The 18,825-nt window shown below is 53.6% G+C and carries 19 protein-coding genes; 1 reads left to right on the forward strand and 18 read right to left on the reverse strand.

Going from position 1 to position 18,825, the window contains the following annotated elements; translation table 11 throughout:
* Window positions 1–8: 8 nt before the first annotated feature.
* The 16 genes from EKM97_RS00980 to rpsU form a co-directional block, all read right to left on the reverse strand.
* A complete protein-coding gene (locus EKM97_RS00980; RefSeq protein ID WP_125570407.1) occupies window positions 9–422 on the reverse strand; it encodes a cytidine deaminase in 414 nt (137 codons plus the stop codon).
* A gap of 85 nt (window positions 423–507) precedes the next feature.
* The gene (locus EKM97_RS00985) at window positions 508–1,302 is read right to left on the reverse strand and encodes a Nif3-like dinuclear metal center hexameric protein (protein ID WP_125570408.1); all 795 of its coding nucleotides are present in this window, start codon (window positions 1,300–1,302) and stop codon (window positions 508–510) included.
* Entirely contained in the window at window positions 1,295–1,993 is a 699-nt protein-coding gene (locus EKM97_RS00990; RefSeq protein ID WP_125570409.1) for a tRNA (adenine(22)-N(1))-methyltransferase, read from the reverse strand. Before EKM97_RS00990 ends, EKM97_RS00985 begins: the two co-directional genes overlap by 8 nt.
* A gap of 18 nt (window positions 1,994–2,011) precedes the next feature.
* On the reverse strand, window positions 2,012–2,560 hold the full coding sequence (locus EKM97_RS00995) for a GNAT family N-acetyltransferase (RefSeq protein WP_404820193.1): 549 nt from the start codon (window positions 2,558–2,560) through the stop codon (window positions 2,012–2,014).
* 1,026 nt (window positions 2,561–3,586) lie between these two features.
* Window positions 3,587–4,687 carry an RNA polymerase sigma factor RpoD gene (rpoD, locus tag EKM97_RS01000; protein ID WP_125570410.1) on the reverse strand — a complete coding sequence of 367 codons (1,101 nt, stop codon included), beginning with the start codon at window positions 4,685–4,687 and terminating at the stop codon, window positions 3,587–3,589.
* A 19-nt stretch (window positions 4,688–4,706) separates the two neighbouring features.
* Window positions 4,707–6,662, reverse strand: a complete 1,956-nt coding sequence (dnaG, locus tag EKM97_RS01005) for a DNA primase (RefSeq protein ID WP_125570411.1) — start codon at window positions 6,660–6,662, stop codon at window positions 4,707–4,709.
* 94 nt (window positions 6,663–6,756) lie between these two features.
* On the reverse strand, window positions 6,757–8,820 hold the full coding sequence (glyS, locus tag EKM97_RS01010) for a glycine--tRNA ligase subunit beta (protein WP_125570412.1): 2,064 nt from the start codon (window positions 8,818–8,820) through the stop codon (window positions 6,757–6,759).
* 1 nt (window position 8,821) lies between these two features.
* The gene (glyQ, locus tag EKM97_RS01015) at window positions 8,822–9,724 is read right to left on the reverse strand and encodes a glycine--tRNA ligase subunit alpha (protein WP_125570413.1); all 903 of its coding nucleotides are present in this window, start codon (window positions 9,722–9,724) and stop codon (window positions 8,822–8,824) included.
* A 321-nt stretch (window positions 9,725–10,045) separates the two neighbouring features.
* Window positions 10,046–10,864, reverse strand: a complete 819-nt coding sequence (gene recO / locus EKM97_RS01020) for a DNA repair protein RecO (protein ID WP_125570414.1) — start codon at window positions 10,862–10,864, stop codon at window positions 10,046–10,048.
* Complete coding sequence (gene era / locus EKM97_RS01025; protein ID WP_125570415.1) at window positions 10,864–11,775, reverse strand: GTPase Era; 912 nt, start codon at window positions 11,773–11,775, stop codon at window positions 10,864–10,866. Before era ends, recO begins: the two co-directional genes overlap by 1 nt.
* Entirely contained in the window at window positions 11,768–12,169 is a 402-nt protein-coding gene (locus EKM97_RS01030) for a cytidine deaminase (protein ID WP_404820194.1), read from the reverse strand. The genes era and EKM97_RS01030 overlap by 8 nt, the downstream gene beginning before the upstream one ends.
* A gap of 19 nt (window positions 12,170–12,188) precedes the next feature.
* On the reverse strand, window positions 12,189–12,575 hold the full coding sequence (locus EKM97_RS01035; protein WP_125570417.1) for a diacylglycerol kinase family protein: 387 nt from the start codon (window positions 12,573–12,575) through the stop codon (window positions 12,189–12,191).
* The gene (gene ybeY / locus EKM97_RS01040) at window positions 12,559–13,020 is read right to left on the reverse strand and encodes an rRNA maturation RNase YbeY (RefSeq protein WP_125570418.1); all 462 of its coding nucleotides are present in this window, start codon (window positions 13,018–13,020) and stop codon (window positions 12,559–12,561) included. The genes EKM97_RS01035 and ybeY overlap by 17 nt, the downstream gene beginning before the upstream one ends.
* A complete protein-coding gene (locus tag EKM97_RS01045; protein WP_125570419.1) occupies window positions 13,020–14,024 on the reverse strand; it encodes a PhoH family protein in 1,005 nt (334 codons plus the stop codon). The genes ybeY and EKM97_RS01045 overlap by 1 nt, the downstream gene beginning before the upstream one ends.
* 243 nt (window positions 14,025–14,267) lie before the next feature.
* Window positions 14,268–14,714: a GatB/YqeY domain-containing protein gene (locus EKM97_RS01050; RefSeq protein WP_125570420.1), complete on the reverse strand. Its 447-nt coding sequence runs from the start codon at window positions 14,712–14,714 to the stop codon at window positions 14,268–14,270.
* Window positions 14,715–14,732: 18 nt separating this feature from the next.
* Window positions 14,733–14,909: a 30S ribosomal protein S21 gene (rpsU, locus tag EKM97_RS01055; protein ID WP_125570421.1), complete on the reverse strand. Its 177-nt coding sequence runs from the start codon at window positions 14,907–14,909 to the stop codon at window positions 14,733–14,735.
* A gap of 394 nt (window positions 14,910–15,303) precedes the next feature.
* Between rpsU and EKM97_RS01060 the strand changes: the two genes are divergently transcribed.
* A complete protein-coding gene (locus tag EKM97_RS01060; protein WP_164507381.1) occupies window positions 15,304–16,122 on the forward strand; it encodes a pyruvate, water dikinase regulatory protein in 819 nt (272 codons plus the stop codon).
* Between the two features lie 42 nt (window positions 16,123–16,164).
* On the opposite strand, the gene EKM97_RS01065 is transcribed toward EKM97_RS01060, so the two are convergent.
* Window positions 16,165–17,688: a DUF4097 family beta strand repeat-containing protein gene (locus EKM97_RS01065; protein ID WP_164507382.1), complete on the reverse strand. Its 1,524-nt coding sequence runs from the start codon at window positions 17,686–17,688 to the stop codon at window positions 16,165–16,167.
* A 111-nt stretch (window positions 17,689–17,799) separates the two neighbouring features.
* Window positions 17,800–18,711 (reverse strand): YitT family protein, encoded by a 912-nt coding sequence (locus EKM97_RS01070; RefSeq protein ID WP_125570423.1) that lies wholly within the window; start codon window positions 18,709–18,711, stop codon window positions 17,800–17,802.
* Window positions 18,712–18,825 lie beyond the last annotated feature (114 nt).

The following is an 18,825-nucleotide window of genomic DNA, read 5'->3' on the forward strand; positions in this document are numbered from 1 at the left end:
TGCCGCGCTTACTTGCTCTCATCTGCATAAACTTGCAACCAGTGGTGCGGCTGGAGTTCCTGCAGGCTGGCAAAGTGCAAGCTTGTGGGGTCAGCTGTCGTGATACCGCAACGCACTGCACTTCCCCACAGACTTAAACGCTCCTGGCAGATGCCACAAGGCGTCAGAATTTTGATGGGTGCGTGTTCATCCTCGCGCACCAGACAAAGCGTGTGTGTCACCGCTAAGTCACGGTTCGCGGCCTCGAGCATCGCGCCGAGCTCCATGCACACACTGGAACCCGCATTCGGAAAATCGGGTGAAATGCTGCTAATAAAAGTGCCGTCACTTAGGCGCATTCCGGCAACACCGCCCCAGCCGCTGGGATAGCGGCGCAGTAATTCTTTCTTCGTAAAATCGTATAGCGCTTGTTCAGTGGTCATCTTGCTTATCCTTTCGCATCCGACAAAAACAGCGATAATTCATTGAAACGCAGAATTATCGCTGTTCGGTTGACGGGGTATTGGTTTACATGAACGTGAACGGATCGGTGTTCAGTTGCGAGTACGCGACCGTAATCGCCCACTCATTTTCGGCTGCCCACTGCGTCAGCAGGTTGGCCACGTGTGTCTTCATAATTTGCTCAATGTGGTGACCAGCGTCGATCACGGGCATGTCTGCCGCCAGCATGTCATGCCCGGTGTGGTAAGTAATGTCGCCGGTAATCAGCACATCAGCTCCCGCTGTCTGGGCGTCGGTAAACGTCTTGGCACCGGAGCCGCCAAGGATGGCGACTTTTTGGACCAAGCGCGTGGTGTCGCGCGCAACAATGCGCAGTGCTGGCAACTGGTAACGCTGCTTAACCAGCTCTACTAAATCCGCCAAAGGCATGGCCGCTTCAAGCTCACCAATTCGGCCCATGCCGCTGAGTTCGCCGGCATCGATGAAGGGCTCAACATGAGTCAAACCCAGCGCGTCGGCAAGCCAGTCGTTCATCCCGGGTCGCGCATTATCAAGATTCGTGTGCGCGCCGTACACTGTGATGTTGTGGCGCAAAAGTTCGGCGTACATGTGATTTTGCGGTACCCGTTCGTCCAGGTTATGTGCAGGGACGAACATCGCGGGATGATGCGCGAAGATAAAGTCAAAATGTCCCGCAACGGCTTCGGCGACAACCTCTGGCCGGACATCGAGCGTCACGAGTACCTTTTTGACTTCGGCTTCCGGGTTCCCCAGTTGCCACCCGATTGGGTCGCCAGGAACGGCCAAACTGCGCGGTGCGTATTGTTCGAAACGATCGACAATCTGTTGTGCGCTAGTCATTGAGTTCGCCCTCAACTAAATCCAGTTCGGCTTCAACGTCTGCCCGTTTGAGTTCAATTTCGTCGCTATCAGCGGCATCCTGCAGGCCATTGAGAACGCGGCGTAGCGCTTCTTCACGGCGCTGGAGGTTGCTGAGAAACAGTGGACTGCGTTTTTTACGAAGTACAGGGCCAAAGGCAAGATCCGCCGCGTTGTAAGGAACGTCTGGCACGGTGTGGCCAACCAACATGACTTCGTACACGTGACCTTCGTCCTCCAGAATCTTTTCGTCAAGAATGCCGAATTCATTGTCCGACAGCCACTGCCGCACCTGGTCGGTATCACGGTGCGGACTGAGAACGAGATTTTCGGTACCATCGAGGTGGCTGATGCCAGCAGCGAGAATTTTGACAATCAGCTCACCACCCATTCCGGCAATGACAACGGTGTCCAGGTTGTCGTTTTCGCTAATGCCCTGCAGCCCGTCGGCGAGACGCACGTCAATTTTGGCGTTCAGACCGGCATCCGCAATGTTCTGCTTTGCGATGGCAACAGGACCGGCGCCAACGTCACTTGCGATGGCAAAAGGCACTCGGCCCGCTTCCACCAGTGCGATGGGCAAAAAGGCGTGATCAGTGCCAATATCGGCAATGCGGTCTCCATCCTCAACAAAATCAGCGATAGCTTGTAATCTCTTACTCAAGTGAACCATTTATTTACCTCAACCTCTTTAATTTTGACCGTGTTTAGCGAACCATTCATCGCGCAAAACGCCATACTTGACCGAATCCCAGTACTTGCCCTGCCAGTAACGCACTTGGCGTACCCGTGCTTCCAGCGTCATGCCCAGGTTTTCAGCGAGCGTCATCATGCGCTTATTGCCGGACCACGTTGTCAGCCCGATGTGTGGTAGGTCAATGCGGGTAAACAGGTGGGTAATCCACAATTCCAGGCTAGCTGTCCCGATACCTTTTCCCCACATACTGTCGTCATAGATGGTGATGCCCACATCGAGCCAGCGCAAAAGCGCGCCGTCATCAAAATAAGCAGAAACCATTCCGACCATCCGGCCATTCGCCCAGATAATTTGGCGGTTCGGGTTATCTTCGAATTCGTTAATGCCAATGTCTTCAACGAACTCACGCCGGGTCGGCATTTCGTCCCGGAAGTATGGGCCATTCCACTTCGCCCACTCCGCGTGTGGATTGCTGTAAGCAAGCTGCCAAAATTCGCCTAGCTGGTCGTGACGCAGCGGTTTTAACTCGATTTCAATGCTCATGGATGCAGCGACCTCCTGTAGTGTTTATAAGCTTTATTATACATACAATCTCCCCGCAATGCCCGCATCAACTGTCACCCATGCGAAATTCCTGTCGATGTCCGTCAGCGTAAGTCCGTGCCCGCAAGGGCGCGACCTGCACTTTAAGCTGTTTTCATACCGCCGCAAGGCGGTGGAGTCGGCAATTCCGGCGGTGGTGCGCTTGGGCTACGCTCCGGGAACTACGTCGGGCGGGGACCGCTTCAGGCCGCTGTCGCGGTCTTTCGCTGGCGGAGTTGCCGCAAGAACAGCGTCAACTCCGCGCTCCCGAGATGATTGTGTGCAGCCACGACGGCAAATACGGCCGTCCTGTCTCCAAACAATCATCTTTTCGCCCGACTCCGTTCCCTGCGCTTCGCCCAAGCACACCACCACCTCCGTGGCCAACATGTTACTGTGTTGGAAACACCCCATGGCCGAGTGACAACGTACCGAAACGTCGGATAGACGTCCGGCTAGAAAATGAGCGATTAACTATCCCCAGTACTTGTAAGGTCACGGTAGCGGTATCCAACACGCTCGAGAGCGCAGTGTACAGATTGCTGCACCACTGTTTCCAGTGCTTGTCCATCTTCGTTTGGTGATTCCGCTAGTGTAACCTGAAACTTTCGTCGCCACAGTCGTGTGAATGCTCGTCGGAACTGGGCCGGATTGGTGGCAGCGGACGGGAAGGGTGTGCGTGCCCACGAAAATGGCAGTGTATGTTTCGCACATGAACTTCGTGCGAAATGTACACTGCCATTTTCGTTAGGAGCGGGATTTTGCCGGCGGGTTTGCGGCAAAATCGCCAGTGGAAGACAGCGCAGCTGGCTGGAACGGTCCCACGCACGCCCTTCCCGGGAGCAAAGCTAATCCGGCCCAGTTCCGACCTTCGGTCTAACCACTATTTTCATCCTTGCGGATGATTTGATTGAAAGTTTCAACACTTACGCTGACGGACAGCAAAAAGCCCCCGTACACGTCTGTGCACGGGGGCCATCTAATTTGCTATTCGAGGAAGTCCTTGAGCTGCTTGGAACGGCTTGGGTGGCGCAGCTTCCGCAGCGCCTTGGCTTCAATCTGGCGAATACGTTCACGCGTAACGCCGAAGACCTTACCAACTTCTTCAAGTGTCCGGGTGCGGCCGTCATCAAGGCCAAAGCGCAGGCGGAGCACGTTCTCTTCACGATCAGTCAGTGTATCGAGAACGGATTCCAACTGCTCCTTGAGCAACTGGTAGCTTGCGTGGTCTTCAGGACTGGTAGCGTCCGCATCTTCAATGAAGTCACCCAGGTGGGAATCGTCCTCTTCACCGATTGGGGTTTCAAGAGAAACAGGTTCTTGCGCAATCTTCAAGATTTCGCGAACCTTTTCCGTTGGGATGTCCATTTCGGCACCAATTTCTTCAGGAACTGGTTCACGACCAAGGTCCTGGAGCAACTGCCGCTGAATCCGAATCAACTTGTTGATAGTTTCAACCATGTGGACTGGAATCCGGATTGTCCGGGCCTGGTCCGCAATCGCACGGGTAATTGCCTGACGAATCCACCAGGTTGCGTAGGTAGAGAACTTGAACCCTTTCCGGTAATCAAACTTCTCAACGGCCTTCATCAGACCCATGTTCCCTTCCTGAATCAAGTCCAGGAACTGCATTCCCCGCCCAACGTAACGCTTAGCAATGGAGACAACCAGACGGAGGTTGGCTTCGGCCAGGCGCTGCTTGGCTTCCTCGTCGCCCTGTTCGATCTTGAGTGCAAGGGCAACTTCTTCGTCCGCCGTCAGCAGCTGAACACGACCGATTTCCTTCAGGTACATCCGGACTGGGTCGTTGATCTTCACACCGCTTGGTGCGGAGGTATCATTCAGTTCCTTCTTGCTGACCTTCTTTTGCGCCTTGAGCGCTGCGGTAGCAGGTTCACCGCTAGCGTCAACGATGCTGATGCCGGCGTCTTCGACCCGCTGCATCATGTCATCAACCGCGTCACTCTTCAGCTCGAAGGGTTTGACCAATTTGTCAGCCAATTCATCAGTGGAAACCTGATGCTTAGCCTTGTGGTCTTTAATGACCGCGGTGAGCGCCATTTTGTACTCGTTTTCCTTGCTTGCCATTCAAATTCCTCCATTTTTGTTAGCGTTGTGCTTGCACACGCCGCATTAAATTGAAGTACTTGGTGCTGAGTTCTAGCTGCCGCTGCCCGTCGCCGAGACGTTTGGCATCCTTCAGCGCCATTTTAATCTTAGTTAACTGCTCCTTGAGCAAGCCTTCGTCGATGACCGCGAGCAGATTCTGCACCGTTTCGGTCTCGACTGGCGGCAAGGTCACACTGAGGCAGGTGCTAATCAGTGTTGCCTGATCACCAGTTTGTCGCGCCAGAAAATCTTCATAATCTGGCTCTGTGCCGATAACCGGCTCGTGTGCCTGCGCATATTGAAGCCACTCGCTGATGAGCGCGCCCAAATCATCATCGCCCCATTCGTGCGGCTCAGCCGCAACTGCCAGGGTGGTTTCCGCATCTGTCAGCATGTACGCCAGCAAGTCACGTTCTGCAAGCTGCAAGCGACTTAAGCGGCGGTCGACTCTACCGCTGGGACTAACGCCTGTGGCATAATCTGACGGTGCCTGGGTATCCTGCTCAGGCCATGCTGGCTCAGGGCCATATTGCGCGGCGCCGTAATCTTGCGCATATGCGTCAGCCGGCGGTTCTGGCGGGAAGTATTGGTCGCCGCCAGTGCTACTGGTGGATGCGGACTGTGTTTGCTGCGGCATTTTGTCGAGCTCTGCTTGGAGCACGTCTTGCGGCATGCCCGTTTGATCGGCCAATTGCTGCATGTACAGCGCCCGCTCAACACCGTCGGTCACAGATTGAATCTGCTGCAATGCGCTATTGATATAGGTCAGCTTCGCGTGGTCGTTGGCCATGTCCACGCCCGCTGCGAGGTAGCGCAACGAGAAAGCGGTGGGCGTCAGGACGGATTGCAGCTGCTTTTGGAACGCTTCGGCGCCCTTTTGCTTAATGAATTCGTCCGGATCCACGCCACCAGGCAAAATGACGGCAGAAACTGTCAATGAGCTGCCGCGGAGTAAAGTTAGTGCCCGCTGTGTGGCGTCTTGCCCAGGCTGATCACCATCGTAACAAACCACCAACTGCTTGCCAGTACGTTCAATAATCTGAATTTGCTGACTGGTCAGCGCCGTCCCCATGGAGGCAACACCGCTGTGCACGCCGGCACTGTAGGCGCTGATGACGTCCATGAACCCCTCAAATAGGTAAACGGGCTCACCACTACGCGCATGACTGCGGGCTTCGTCGAGGTTAAATAGCAGCTGACTCTTGTTGAACAACTCCGTTTCTGGGCTGTTCAGGTACTTAGCATTCTGCTGGTCACTCATCCGGCGGCCGGAAAAACCGACTGTCTCGCCGCGCTCATTACGTAGCGGAAACATCACCCGGTTCACAAAGCGGCCGTTCAGCTGCCCGTTATCACGTTCTGAGAACATGCCACTGGCACGCATCTCATCGTCCGTGACTTGCTGCTGGCGCAAAAAGGTACCCATCAGCTTGGCGTCATCGGGCGCATAGCCAATGCCAAAATGATCAATGACTGCAGCCGACATCCCGCGACCCTCAACGTATTTGAGGGCAGCACTGCCACTCTCGGTGTTGAGGAGCAGGTGGTGCATAAAATCTTCGCACATCTTCAGAATCTGCTTCTGCCGCTGCAGGCGGGGATTTTCTGGCCGGCTGTATGTGTTGCTCTGAACATCGAGCTGAATTCCGGCGTAATCCGCAACCTTCTTCACCGCTTCGGGAAAATTGAGTTTGTCGAGTTCTTCAACAAACTTAAACACGTTCCCAGCGCGATGACAGGAGAAACAACTGAAAATCTGCTTTTCTTCGTTGACGGTAAAGGAAGGTGTGTTTTCGTCGTGGAACGGACACAAGCCAAACAGGTTTTTACCCTGTTTTTTCAGTTGCACCGTTTGCCCGACGTAATCCGCAATGTTAACCGCGTTTTTGATCTCCGTGATTTTATCCTCGGGGATTCGAGCCACAACCGTCACCTCACAATCAGTGTTTACCACGCAAAAAGTCGCTCCACGAGGGTGCGACTTTTTGCAACAACTGCATAAAAGCGCAAACTAAAGTATAGCGCTAATGCAACTAGATTTCAAATGTTTACTTGGTCAGAATTGCGGTCAAATCACCGTAACGCGCGACCAGTTGTGCCAGCTGGCTCATTTGTGCCAAACGGTTGGCCCGCACGGCTTCATCGTCAGCCATAATCATGGTGGCGTCAAAGTACGCGTTGATGGCTGGCGCTAAGGCGCGCAGCGCAGCAAAATCAGCGGTCGAAACCATCGTGGTGGCCTGCTGGGCGTAGGCGTTAACCGCGGTGTTCAGAGCGCCTTCACTGTCATTTTCAAACAGCTTAGCCTCGACATTGCCGGTGCTTGGATTCTTTGCGGCAATCCGCACAACCCGGGTCAGCGCCTCAACGTTCCCCTTGAAGTCATCCTGCTTGGCAGCAGCACTGAGAATTTCAGCGGCTTGCAGTTCCTCGGTCACGTCAGCAACCGGCCGAGCGGTGACGGCGTCCATGATGTCGTGGCGTGTTTTGCCCAGCTGCAAAAGCTGGCGGACACGATCCTGGAAGAAGTCAACAACTGCAGTAGCGTTCTTGTCGTAATCCAAGTTAGCACTCAGGTTCTTGGCAGCCAGTGCCGAGCTGATTTCCTTTTGCAGGTCCAGCAGTGGCAGTGACGTGCCGTGGGCAGCGAGCATCCGGACAATCCCGTATGCCTGACGCCGCAGTGCGTACGGGTCGTTGCTCCCGCTTGGAATCATGTCAACGGCGAAGAAACTGAGCAGTGTGTCCAGCTTGTCCGCCATGGCGAGCATCGTGCCCACCTTGCTTTGCGGCAAGTCGCTTTCAGCGGCAATTGGCATGTACTGCTCACCCAGTGCCTGGCTGACAACGGCATTTTCACCGTTCAGTTTAGCGTAGTGCGCAGCCATGGTGCCCTGCAGTTCAGCGAATTCGCCGACCATCCCGGTTACGAGGTCGAACTTGTAGATGCTTGCAGCGCGCTGCAGATTGGCAGCCTCGGTGTCAGTCAGCCCAAACTTGGTGGCCAGAATACCGGCAATCACTTGTACGCGCTGCATTTTGGCAGCCAGTGAACCGAGCTTTTCGTGGAAGGACACGTTCTGCAACCGCGCAACGTAATCTGCAATCGTCTTCTTCTGGTCTTCAGCGTAGAAGAAGGCAGCGTCCTCAAGACGTGCAGTCAGTACCTTCTCGTTACCGCGGATGACGTTGTCCAGGTGTTCAGCGTTCCCGTTGCGCACCCCGATAAACACGTTAACCATCTTGCCAGAGTTGTCGCGAGCGTAGAAGTAACGTTGATTGTCCTTCATAGACGTAATCAGAACGGCTTCCGGAATCTGCAGGTACTTGGCGTCGAACTTGCCGGCAAAAGCCGTTGGGAATTCCACCAGGTTGTTGACTTCTTCGAGCAAATCCGCGTCCAAATCGATGGTCCAGTTGTTCTGGTCAGCGATGGCGTTAATCTGGTCGGCAATGAGCTGCTTGCGTTCGTTCGGGTCAACAATGACCTTCTGGCCGCGCAGTGCTTCGACGTAGTCCGCAGGCTTCTTGATGTCAACAGCGTGGCCGAGGAAGCGGTGGCCCTGCGTGGTCCGCCCTGCTGCAACATCTAGCAACTGCATTGGCACCACCTGATCATCGAGCAGGCTGACAATCCAGTGCACAGGACGAATGAACTCAAAGTCGTACTGACCCCAGTGCATCCGGGTTGGGAAAGTCAAACTTTTCACAACATCGATGAGACCAGCCAGAATGTCGGCGGCAGGCTTGCCGGCGATTTCCTTGTGCAGGTAAACGTATTCGGTACCTTTGATTTCCTTGAAAATGATGTCGTCAGGCGTCATGCCTTGACCGCGGCTGAAACCAATTGCTGCCTTCGTCCAGTTGCCGTCAGCATCTTGGGCAATTTTCTTGGCTGGACCCTTCACGTCTTCACTGACGTCGTCCTGCTTGGCAGCAAGGCCGGAGATCAGGAGCGTCAGGCGGCGCGGCGTTGCGTACTTTTTGATTTCGCCAAAAGCCAGGCCGTTTTCCTTGAGGTACTTGGCCGTCTTCTGGGCGAGCTGGTTCAAACTTGGGGTTACGACATGGGCAGGCATGTCCTCGAGGCCGATTTCAAGTAAGTAATCCATGTTACTTGTCCTCCTTTGCTTCTTCGTGCTTGAGCAGTGGGAACCCAAGCTTCTTGCGTTCTTCAACGAACGCACGGGCAACCTTGTGCGCCATCTTACGGATGCGACTCAGGTAACCAGCACGTTCGGTAACGGAGACCGCACCACGGGCATCGAGCAAGTTAAAGGTGTGGCTGCACTTGAGGATGTAATCGTAGGCTGGGTGCACCAGACCAAGGTCCATCAGGCGCCAAGCTTCCTTTTCATAGTCGTTGAAGAAGCGCAGCAACATGTCCTGGTCACTTTCTTCAAAGGAGTACTTGGAGTGTTCGTATTCTGGTTCCTTGAAAATATCGCCGTAAAGGACACCGTCGCCCCATTCGAGGTCGTAGACGGAGTTCACATCCTGGATGTAGGACGCCAAGCGCTCCACACCGTACGTGATTTCACTCGTAACAGGCGAAACTTCAAGGCCACCGACAACTTGGAAGTACGTGAACTGGGTAACTTCCATCCCGTCCAGCCAAACTTCCCAACCAACACCGGCACAACCCATGGATGGGTTTTCCCAGTTGTCTTCAACGAAACGAATATCGTGTTCAAGTGGTTCGATGCCCAGGGCACGCAGCGAATCCAGGTAGTATTCCTGGATGTTCTTTGGTGATGGCTTCATGACCACTTGGAACTGGTGGTGTTGGTACAAGCGGTTCGGGTTTTCCCCGTAACGGCCATCGGCTGGCCGGCGGGAAGGTTCCACGTAAGCGGCGTTCCAAGGTTCAGGACCAATGGCGCGCAGGAAGGTGTACGGGCTCATCGTCCCCGCACCCTTTTCCGTGTCGTAGGACTGCATCAACATGCAGCCCTTGCTGCCCCAGAACTGTTGCAGTGTCTGGATCATCGTTTGAACATTCATTTTCTTAACCAATGCTCAGTCTCCTTTTTGTTTGGTTCACGGGACAGGCCAGGCATCACGCCAAGTACCCCTGTGGACAGTTACTCTGGTACCGATGAGAAAATAAAAAACGCCCCTATGCCAAAACTGGCATAGGGACGCTTCATCAGCGCGGTTCCACCCTATTTCGTGCGGTTCATCACAAAACCACACGCTCTTTCGGAAGTGGCTCAAAAACGCCAATTACTACGCGGATCCGCTCGGCTCACACTCTCCCGAACTCGCTGGTTACGCGCGCAGCAACCCTTTTTCTCATCGCCTGTTAAACTGTTATCCATTCTAGCACAGATAAAATTAATTGCTAGTGTCTGGGTGATTTTCGTCGCGTCGGCGCGGCTTCAACGCTTGAATATGACTGCCCGCGCCGTTCAGTTCATCAAGAAAACGCTTGGCCTTAGGCTGAATGCCGACCAAACCGTCGTAAATCCGGTCAATGACATTCCGCAGTTCACGCCGCGTGTCTTCGCGAACGGCGACTTTGCCGAGTTGCAACAAGTCTGTTTGTGAAAATAACCGTAAGTAATATACACAGCGCTGACTGGCATGGTAACGCCGCGGGTCAAGCTCCCAGTGATTGCTGCAAAGCAAACCACCGTATTTGTCCGAGAAATCAAGTGGTAAGTCGCTGCGTCCACAAACACTGCAACCGCGCCAATTGGGACCAACCCCAAAACTCGGCAGCAATTGAATCTCAGCAATGTTGGTAACTATCTGCGGGTCAGTGCCACTGTCGATGAGTTTGAGGGCCTGTTCGGTGAAGGCAAACCACTGCGGCAAGGCCTGGTCTTCATCAAACGCGAGGTCAACTAGGGCCAAGATGTAACTGGTATAGGCATTCAGTTCCAAGTCGCTACTAATCTGCTTAAATTGCACTGTGCCCCGCACCGTGTTGACGTAGGACAGACCAGAGCCGGACGCAATGGTCCCCACGAAATCGCTCACCGTAAACGGTAAAATGGCCGCCGCCATCCTGAAGCCAGGTTTACGGGCCCGTCGGAACAAAAACATGCGCTTACCGAAGCGGTCTGTCAGCATTTTGACCAGCATGTCGCTCTCGCGATAGTTATAGCGGGCAATAATCAGCCCCCGAAAGTCTTCTGGTGCCCGACTCATTAGCGCAGGTCCTTCTTGTTGTAACCAAGGGTACGCAGGTAGGCGTTGTTATCCCGCCAGTTCTTTTGTACCTTCACCCAGAGCTTCAGGTTCACCTTCTCACCGAGCAGTGTTTCAATATCACGGCGGGCCTTAATCCCGATTTGCTTCAGCATGGAGCCGCCCTTGCCGATGATGATGGCCTTTTGTCCAGGACGCTCAACGAAGATATTGGCTTCAATCTGGAGTTTGCCACCAACGTAATCCTTCATCCGTTCAACCACGACAGCAACGGCATGGGGCACTTCATCGTGGCTGAGTTCCAGAATTTTTTCACGAATCAGTTCGCCAACAACGAAGTATTCCGGGTGATCGGTCAGTTCGTCATCTGGATAGTATTGCGGACCTTCTGGCAGGTCTGCAATCAGTTTAGCGAGCAAGTCGTCCACGTTGTTACCCATCGTTGCAGAGATTGGGAAGATTTCATTGAAGTCGCGCATCTTGCTGTACTCCGTGATGAGGGGCAACAAGTCGTCAGGGTGCACCAGGTCAATTTTGTTAATCAGCAGGTAGACCGGACTCTTGACTTTTTCCAGTTCGTTGAGGATCCACTTGTCCCCGCGACCAGGTTCTTCATCAGCTGCAACCATGAAGAGCACGGCGTCCACCTGGTTCAAAGTCGACAGTGCCGCCTGGTCCATGTATTCGTCGAGCTCATTTTGTGGCTTGTGAATACCAGGTGTATCCACAAACACAATCTGGGCGTCTGGCTGGGTGTAAATCCCGTTAATCTTGTTACGGGTGGTCTGTGCCTTTGGCGACATGATGGCGACCTTCTCACCCAGGATGCGGTTCATGAAGGTTGACTTGCCGACGTTAGGCCGGCCGATGATGGCGACGAAGCCGGAACGGTGTTTTGGTTCGTTAGGCATTGTGCATATCTCCTTTGACAAATGATCCGGGCAACAAGGCAGCGACGGTCGTGTCGTCAATTTCGCCATGCAGGTTGCCGAGGTAAACTGGGGCGTCCTGCGCCATGAATTCGGTCATTACCTGCCGGCAGGCACCACAAGGGGCAACGCCGGCATCGGTGTCGGCGACCACAGCGAGTTCGCTGATTTCGTAATAACCGGCACTCGCTGCGGCAAATAAGGCGTTGCGCTCGGCACACATGGTGAGGCCGTAGGAGGCATTCTCAATGTTGGCACCCGTGAACACTCTGCCATCGCTGGTCAAAGCGGCCGCCCCCACGCCAAAATGCGAGTACGGAATGTACGCGTTCTTGCGGGCAGCGATGGCCGCCTGCATCAGTTTTTCTTTAGTCATACTATCAATCTCCATTTGCTTAGAGTAACTGCAACAATGCCGGACCGAAGATCCACAGGCCGCTGATGACCGCGCCCAGTGCGACCAGCAACACAAACCCTGCCGCCAAATCTTTGGCTTGGCCGGCTAGTTTGTTGAAGTGTGGCCCGACTGCCGCGTCAACTGTCCGCTCGACTGCTGTATTGAGTGCTTCGGCTGCAAACATACTCACAATGACCAGTAGCAAAACTATCCAGCGTTGCCACGGCAAACGCAGCAGTGTGGCCGCAGCCATGCTGAGCAATGCCCAGACCAGGTCAAGCCGAGCATTACGTTCATGGCGCAACAAAGCCACCCCAGCAAGTGCATGCCGGAATGACTGGGGCCAGGTTTTGTTCTTGCCGACCTGTTTACCGTTCGAGGCCATAGGCAGACAAAATTTTCTCCTGAAGCGGAATCATCACTTGCTCATCTTCAGGTTGAATGTGATCGTAACCGTTCAGGTGCAAGAAACCATGGACAACGGTGTATCCGAGTTCGCGTTCAAAACTGTGGTCATAATCTTGCGCCTGTTCGCGCACCTTGCCCGGTGCGATGAAGAGGTCGCCGATATTTTCCGGAATGCCGTCGAACCCACTGAGATCCTCGTCTTCCCCATCTTCAATGGCGAAACTGATGACGTCGGTCACGCGATCGGTATTACGGTACTCACGATTTATCCGGCGAATTTCATCGTCACTGACGATGGTAATCGACATCTCAGTGTCGTCTGCTGACTGCAGCTCTTGAGCTGCGAAGTCGACCAATTTACGCACGAGTTGTTCGTGCGCCTCATCGAGTAACTTGTCATCGTCAAATAGTGTCAGGTCCATTACTTTTGCTCCTTTGTGTGCTGCGCCTGCCGAACTTGCTGCGCGTTGTCCGCTTCATCGTAGGCGGCAATGATGTTCGCCACGACTGGGTTGCGCACAACGTCATCGGCGCTGAAGTAGGCGAACTTGACCCGGTCAACGTGCTTCAAGATGTGTTGCACCTGAATCAAGCCACTCTTGTTCTTGTTCGGCAAATCGATTTGCGAGATGTCCCCATTCACAATCATCTTGGAGTTGAACCCCAGACGAGTCAGGAACATCTTCATTTGGGCCGGCGTCGTGTTCTGCGCCTCGTCGAGAATTGCGAAGGCAGTGTCAAGCGTCCGCCCACGCATGTAGGCCAGCGGCGCGATTTCAATGACACCGCGTTCCATGAGCCGCGCGGTGTGCTCCGTCCCCAGAACCGCGTGCAAAGCGTCATAAATAGGTCGCAAGTATGGGTCAACCTTTTCCTTCATGTCACCCGGCAGAAACCCGAGACTTTCACCGGCCTCAACCGCTGGTCGCGTCAAAATGATGCGTTCAACTTCGCCTGCCTTGAGTGCGGCAACCGCCATGACAACGGCGAGGTAAGTTTTACCGGTACCCGCGGGGCCAATCCCGAAGGTAATCGCATTGTGCTTAATCGCATTCACGTACTGACGCTGGCCAAAGTTCTTGACGCGGATCGGCGCACCCTTAGCATCCTTGATGAGGCTCTCACTGTATAGATCTAAGAAATAATCCAGTGTGCCCTTCTTAGCCATTTTGCTGGCGCTGATGACGTCAGGCTGGGCAATTCCGATGCCGCGCTGCAACAACTCACTCAACTTGCTGAGTACTTGATAAGCCAAGCTCCCGGCATGCGGATCACCTTCGATGCGCACCTCATCGCCTATCTGGCTGAGCGTGACGCCGAGTTCCTGCGCAATCGTGTCCAGGTTTTGATTATTCACACCAATCAAGCTAATCATCTGGTCGGTGTTACTCAAAATAAAGCGTTTGGAAACAGTTTCTTCTGCCAACGACAGTCCTCCTTGTCCGTGGTTATATTTTAGCATATAATGCAACAACCGCGCGGTTTGTGACGTAATTATACAGCTGTCGCCATGAATCTGGTGGATACAGAAACCCGCACGTGTCCGTTATGTGCATAATTGGGGTCATTAAATAGGCGCTCGCTCCGCTACGGATGTGGGCGAGTATGTGCTGAGCCGCTATTCTCCCAGCACAAAAAAAGACCCGGATTCTCATCCAGGTCCTTTCCGTTAGGCATTCAGCTTTGCCTTAACGATGCTACTTACGAGGGCACCATCCGCCTGACCCTTTACCTTAGGCATAAGGGCCTTCATAACGAGACCAAATTGCTTTGGACTTGTCGCGCCGACAGAAGCAATTGCTTCGTCAACGAGTTTGGCGACGGCATCTTCATCAAGTTGCGCCGGTAAGTACTTTTCGACAACTGGAATCTCGGCCTTAATCTCTTCGGCTAAGTCCTCACGGTTACCAGCTTCGAATTGTTCAAGTGAATCCTTCCGCTGCTTGAGCTCTGTTGCAAGTACGGAACGTTCCTCGTCTTCACTGAGATCGTGTCCGGAGGCAATCTTGGCGTTTGTTAGCGCAGTCTTAATCGCACGGATAACGTTCAATGAAACCTTGTCGTGCTCCTTCATTGCACTCTTCAAATCCTGATTCAAAGCATCGGTTAATGCCATATTCAATCAGTCCTTAGATTAGTACTTCTTACGCTTACGAGCCGCCTCAGACTTGAGCTTACGCTTTACGCTAGGCTTTTCGTAGAATTCGCGCTTACGGTATTCTGCCAATGTGCCTGCCTTGGATACGGTCCGCTTGAAACGGCGCAGTGCATCGTCGAGAGATTCGCTTTTCTTAACAACTGTCTTAGCCATGTGTTATTTCCCTCCCTCCAAAACGATGTAACCACTGATCAGTATCCGGTCAGCAATTCTTAAATATTATAGCTAAGCTGACCCCATGCGTCAATGAAAATGGCGACAATTTTTCAAACTTTGTGCAATGACCGCCGGATAGTTTTTGACCCCGGCGAGACATTAAAGACGTCCGAACAGATTTGCTCGCCGTGTCCCGCACCGAAAGACGGCCGCATTTGTGAATTATTGGGCCAAATTGGGCCTAAAAGTAGCCAGCCCCGCGCTGGTGGTGCCAAAATCGGATTCTGAAGAGAAATTCGCCATGTTTACTTGGTTTCCCTGACCGTTATTTTACTTTGTGGTATCATAATGTCAATGACAGCGTTAACAAATAGAAATGAGGCGTATTCCCATGGATAATAAAATTAACTTCTACATTGTATCCGATTCTGTCGGTGACACCGCCAACCAGCTCGCCGAAGCCGTCGCCGCGCAGTTTCCGCGCCTGACGCCCCGCTACCTGCGCTACCCATTCATCCAAACACAGGCCAAATTGTACGAGGCGCTTGATGCCGCCAAGGAAAACGACGGTATTGTGATTAATACTTTTGCGACTGGCAACCTGGGTAAGGACGCCACAGAGTACGCGCAGGCACACGGCATTGCCTGCTTTGATGTCTTCTCACCAATTGTTGACGCGATTAGTGAGCAGCACCAGGAAGCACCATCCGGCGTTGCTGGTTCGGTCCACGACCTGAACGACGATTACTTTGACCGCATTAGTGCCATTGAATTCGCCGTAACCTATGATGACGGCAAGGATCCTAAAGGCTTTCTCAAAGCGGACATCGTGCTGCTGGGTGTTTCGCGGACAAGTAAGACCCCGCTTTCCCTCTTCCTCGCGAACAAGAACCTCAAGGTGGCCAACTTGCCACTGGTGCCCAAGGCCAAAATTCCAGATGAAATCTACGAAGTGGACCCAAGCAAAATCATTGGGTTAACCACTGATCCGCAAGTCCTGATGGAATTCCGGCGTCAGCGGATGATTGCATACGGGCTTAACCCCGACACAACCTACTCCGCCCGGACGCAAGTGCTGGAGGAACTCGATTTTGCCAGCAAGTTGTACGCGAAACTCGGCTGCATGGTCATCAACACTGCGCACCGCTCGATTGAAGAAACCGCCACGCTCATTATGGAACACATGGGGCTGGACGTTTTTGATAAGTAAGTCAAAAAGAAGAAGCTTGTCCAGCTGGACAGGCTTCTTCTTTTATTCAGCTTCCAAGTGCACACTACCATCCTCTGCAGACAAGGCAATTTCTGCCTTTGGGTTTGCGCCAATATGACCGCTTTTTTGATGATCACCGGTTGTGGCGATGGTGGTAAAATTCTCCGGTGTCGCAATGGCATCGGCGGCGGTGAGTATATACTGCGCTGCTTCTACGGCCTGCTGATACATAATATCTCCCTGCTTTAGGGACGCGGTCACAGTCGGCGCATGCAATTGGCTGGCCGCCAGATAGCCAGTCGTCAGCTGCACCTGAATGTGTGCCGCGCGCAAGTCTTGCAGCCGAGCAGTGACATGGCCGCCATTAATGACAATGCCGCCTTCGACATTCAGCTTTCGCAGCTGCGCCTCGCCCTCACCGCAGTGCAGCTGGAGCCGCCCAAACACAGATTGCTCAACTAGCGGACTGCCGGACGTTAAATCCAGTTGCGCAGCATGCAGATTGCTTCCGCGGAGGGTCACGTCACCGCGGGTGCTGGCCACAGCCAACTGCCGTGCGGCCAGGTAAATCAATTCGACGTTGCCGCCATCAGTCGTGATGCCCAAATTGTCCAGACTGCGCAAATTGAGTACCCCCACGTTGCCCGCTTTATTATGAATTTGGACGTCACCTTTGAAACGCGCAGGAATCCCCAGCGTCACCAGTGCACTGCCCCACATCGGCGCCTCACCAGCACTGTTTGTCGGTCGTGCGCCCGGCAACACGTGTAGCACTTCGCCCTCCTGCACAAGACTGCCAGCGTATTCGTCCAGGTAATGGGTAAAGTGCTCACGCAGCCGCAACTCGTTGCCGTTGGTTGGAAATACGCGCACGTCCGCACCCCGGCTTTCAATCAAAATCGTGCGAACACCAATCAGGCTGTGGGTCAATTCGTTTTGCGCGTGGGCACGGGCTAATTCACCGCTCGCGGCAACTAGAGCAGGTGCAGTCGCATCTGTTTGTTCACTCTGCTCAGTTGCAGCGCGTACTGGTGCGCGGTTCAGCAGCAACGCGGCAACTGCGCGCACGTCGCCAGCCGCGGCAATGGTTTGTTGGGCGATACTGGCGGCGGTCGCACCAGTAGCTGCGCGCTTTAAGGCACCTGGTAGCAGTTCGCCCGTCAAGTTGTCGACGCAGCGATTTAGCGCGTCGTCCTGACCAAAATCTTGCAGTTGCTGCTGCAGTGTCTGCTTGAGGGCCTGCTGGATCAGTTCATCACGCGTTCTTGCCTGCGTCGCTAACTGTGCGTGCAACTTTCGCAGCTGCTGACCAGCTTGTTGCAAGCGGTGGTCGCCGCTAGCCGTCAGAACATAGACACAGCGTTGGCGAATCGTATTTGCGACCACCAACTCATTCTGGCGCATTGCCTGTAAGTTGGCGAGCACTGCAGTCCAGCTCAGGTGCACGGCGCCCTGACTCAAACGATTCAAACGTTTGCTTAAACCGAGTGCCGTGTCAGTTTGTTCCGTCATCAAATCAAGCAACAACAACTGAACCTCGTTACCACGCAATGCAGCGTTTGCCATGATTATCATCCTCCAAAGTCTCTCGGCTCTATTTTAAGCCTGTTTTCAGGTAAAGGAAAAGGAGCACAGTCGCTCGGGCCTGCACTCCTAGATGTCACAGAATATCGATAATTAGCGAATTTGCGGTTCGTAGAATCTCCCCATGATTTTGGCAGAATCCGTAATCGAAACGAACGCATACGGATCGGAGTTCTTCATGGCGACTTCCAAATCATACATTTCGGCACGGGAAATGACGGTAAACAGAATGGTCATTTCCTGGTGGCGGAACGCCCCCTCAACGTCGTGCACAATGGTAATCCCGCGGCGCAGACCGTTTTGAATTTCACTAATAACCTTCTTGGGGTGCGCGGTCACAATCATAACCTGCAGACGCTGCTGGCGCGTGTACAGGGAATCAATCATGCGTCCGTTGATGAAGATAGAGAGCGCAGAAATCAGCGCGTGTGGCCAGCTGTAAATGAAGCCCGCAATCAGAATAATGACTAAGTTAAATGCAATGTTGATTTGGCCAATTGACTTACCGGTCCGTTTGCGAATGACGATGCCCAGGATGTCCAGACCCCCGGTTGAGATATTGTTCCGCAATGCCATCCCCGTCCCGAGCCCGTTAACCACTGCCCCGAAAATCCCACAAATGATGGGATCTTTAGTGAGCGGCGGAAAGTGCATCGTCCGCAGCATGATGGTTGAAAAGAGCACGGCCAGGAAGGTGAAGAAGGTGAAGCGGTGGCCAATTTTGCGCCAGCCCAGAATAAAGAGCGGCACGTTCAGTACGAAGAGCATAATCCCGGTTGAGAAAACATCAGTGGAGCGCATCAGTCCACCGAAGAGCGGGACATCAAACCAGCGGCCGACCACTGTCGAAATCAGTTGCGCAGCACCGGTAATCCCAGATGCGTAGACACCACCCGGTTCCCAGAAAAGGTTCAGGGCCAGCGTGACACAGATGCCGTAGAAGAAAGCGGCCGATAAGCGGCTGACATTTTGATGCCGCCTGATAATCTTGTCCAGTTCGTTCATTAGCTTTAATCCCCCACTATTACTCGCTTTTACTTGCATCAGTATAACACGTTGCCCGCCGGTTTTTGAAAATAGACTGCAAACGGTCAGGCCGTTCGATAATTTTATGTATAA

It is taken from the genome of Lacticaseibacillus songhuajiangensis (assembly GCF_003946025.1).
GTDB classification, from domain to species: domain Bacteria; phylum Bacillota; class Bacilli; order Lactobacillales; family Lactobacillaceae; genus Lacticaseibacillus; species Lacticaseibacillus songhuajiangensis.

What these genes read in the sequence shown, in the direction of transcription:
- EKM97_RS01050 (WP_125570420.1), bottom strand. Translation starts at nt 14,714, where the DNA reads ATGGCATTAACCGATGCTTTGAATCAGGATTTGAAGAGTGCAATGAAG.
- EKM97_RS00985 (WP_125570408.1), bottom strand. Translation starts at nt 1,302, where the DNA reads ATGACTAGCGCACAACAGATTGTCGATCGTTTCGAACAATACGCACCG.
- rpsU (WP_125570421.1), bottom strand. Translation starts at nt 14,909, where the DNA reads ATGGCTAAGACAGTTGTTAAGAAAAGCGAATCTCTCGACGATGCACTG.
- recO (WP_125570414.1), bottom strand. Translation starts at nt 10,864, where the DNA reads ATGAGTCGGGCACCAGAAGACTTTCGGGGGCTGATTATTGCCCGCTAT.
- EKM97_RS00980 (WP_125570407.1), bottom strand. Translation starts at nt 422, where the DNA reads ATGACCACTGAACAAGCGCTATACGATTTTACGAAGAAAGAATTACTG.
- rpoD (WP_125570410.1), bottom strand. Translation starts at nt 4,687, where the DNA reads ATGGCAAGCAAGGAAAACGAGTACAAAATGGCGCTCACCGCGGTCATT.
- era (WP_125570415.1), bottom strand. Translation starts at nt 11,775, where the DNA reads ATGCCTAACGAACCAAAACACCGTTCCGGCTTCGTCGCCATCATCGGC.
- EKM97_RS00990 (WP_125570409.1), bottom strand. Translation starts at nt 1,993, where the DNA reads ATGGTTCACTTGAGTAAGAGATTACAAGCTATCGCTGATTTTGTTGAG.
- EKM97_RS00995 (WP_404820193.1), bottom strand. Translation starts at nt 2,560, where the DNA reads ATGAGCATTGAAATCGAGTTAAAACCGCTGCGTCACGACCAGCTAGGC.
- EKM97_RS01060 (WP_164507381.1), top strand. Translation starts at nt 15,304, where the DNA reads ATGGATAATAAAATTAACTTCTACATTGTATCCGATTCTGTCGGTGAC.
- EKM97_RS01030 (WP_404820194.1), bottom strand. Translation starts at nt 12,169, where the DNA reads ATGACTAAAGAAAAACTGATGCAGGCGGCCATCGCTGCCCGCAAGAAC.
- EKM97_RS01070 (WP_125570423.1), bottom strand. Translation starts at nt 18,711, where the DNA reads ATGAACGAACTGGACAAGATTATCAGGCGGCATCAAAATGTCAGCCGC.
- ybeY (WP_125570418.1), bottom strand. Translation starts at nt 13,020, where the DNA reads ATGGACCTGACACTATTTGACGATGACAAGTTACTCGATGAGGCGCAC.
- glyS (WP_125570412.1), bottom strand. Translation starts at nt 8,820, where the DNA reads ATGGATTACTTACTTGAAATCGGCCTCGAGGACATGCCTGCCCATGTC.
- EKM97_RS01065 (WP_164507382.1), bottom strand. Translation starts at nt 17,688, where the DNA reads ATGGCAAACGCTGCATTGCGTGGTAACGAGGTTCAGTTGTTGTTGCTT.
- EKM97_RS01035 (WP_125570417.1), bottom strand. Translation starts at nt 12,575, where the DNA reads ATGGCCTCGAACGGTAAACAGGTCGGCAAGAACAAAACCTGGCCCCAG.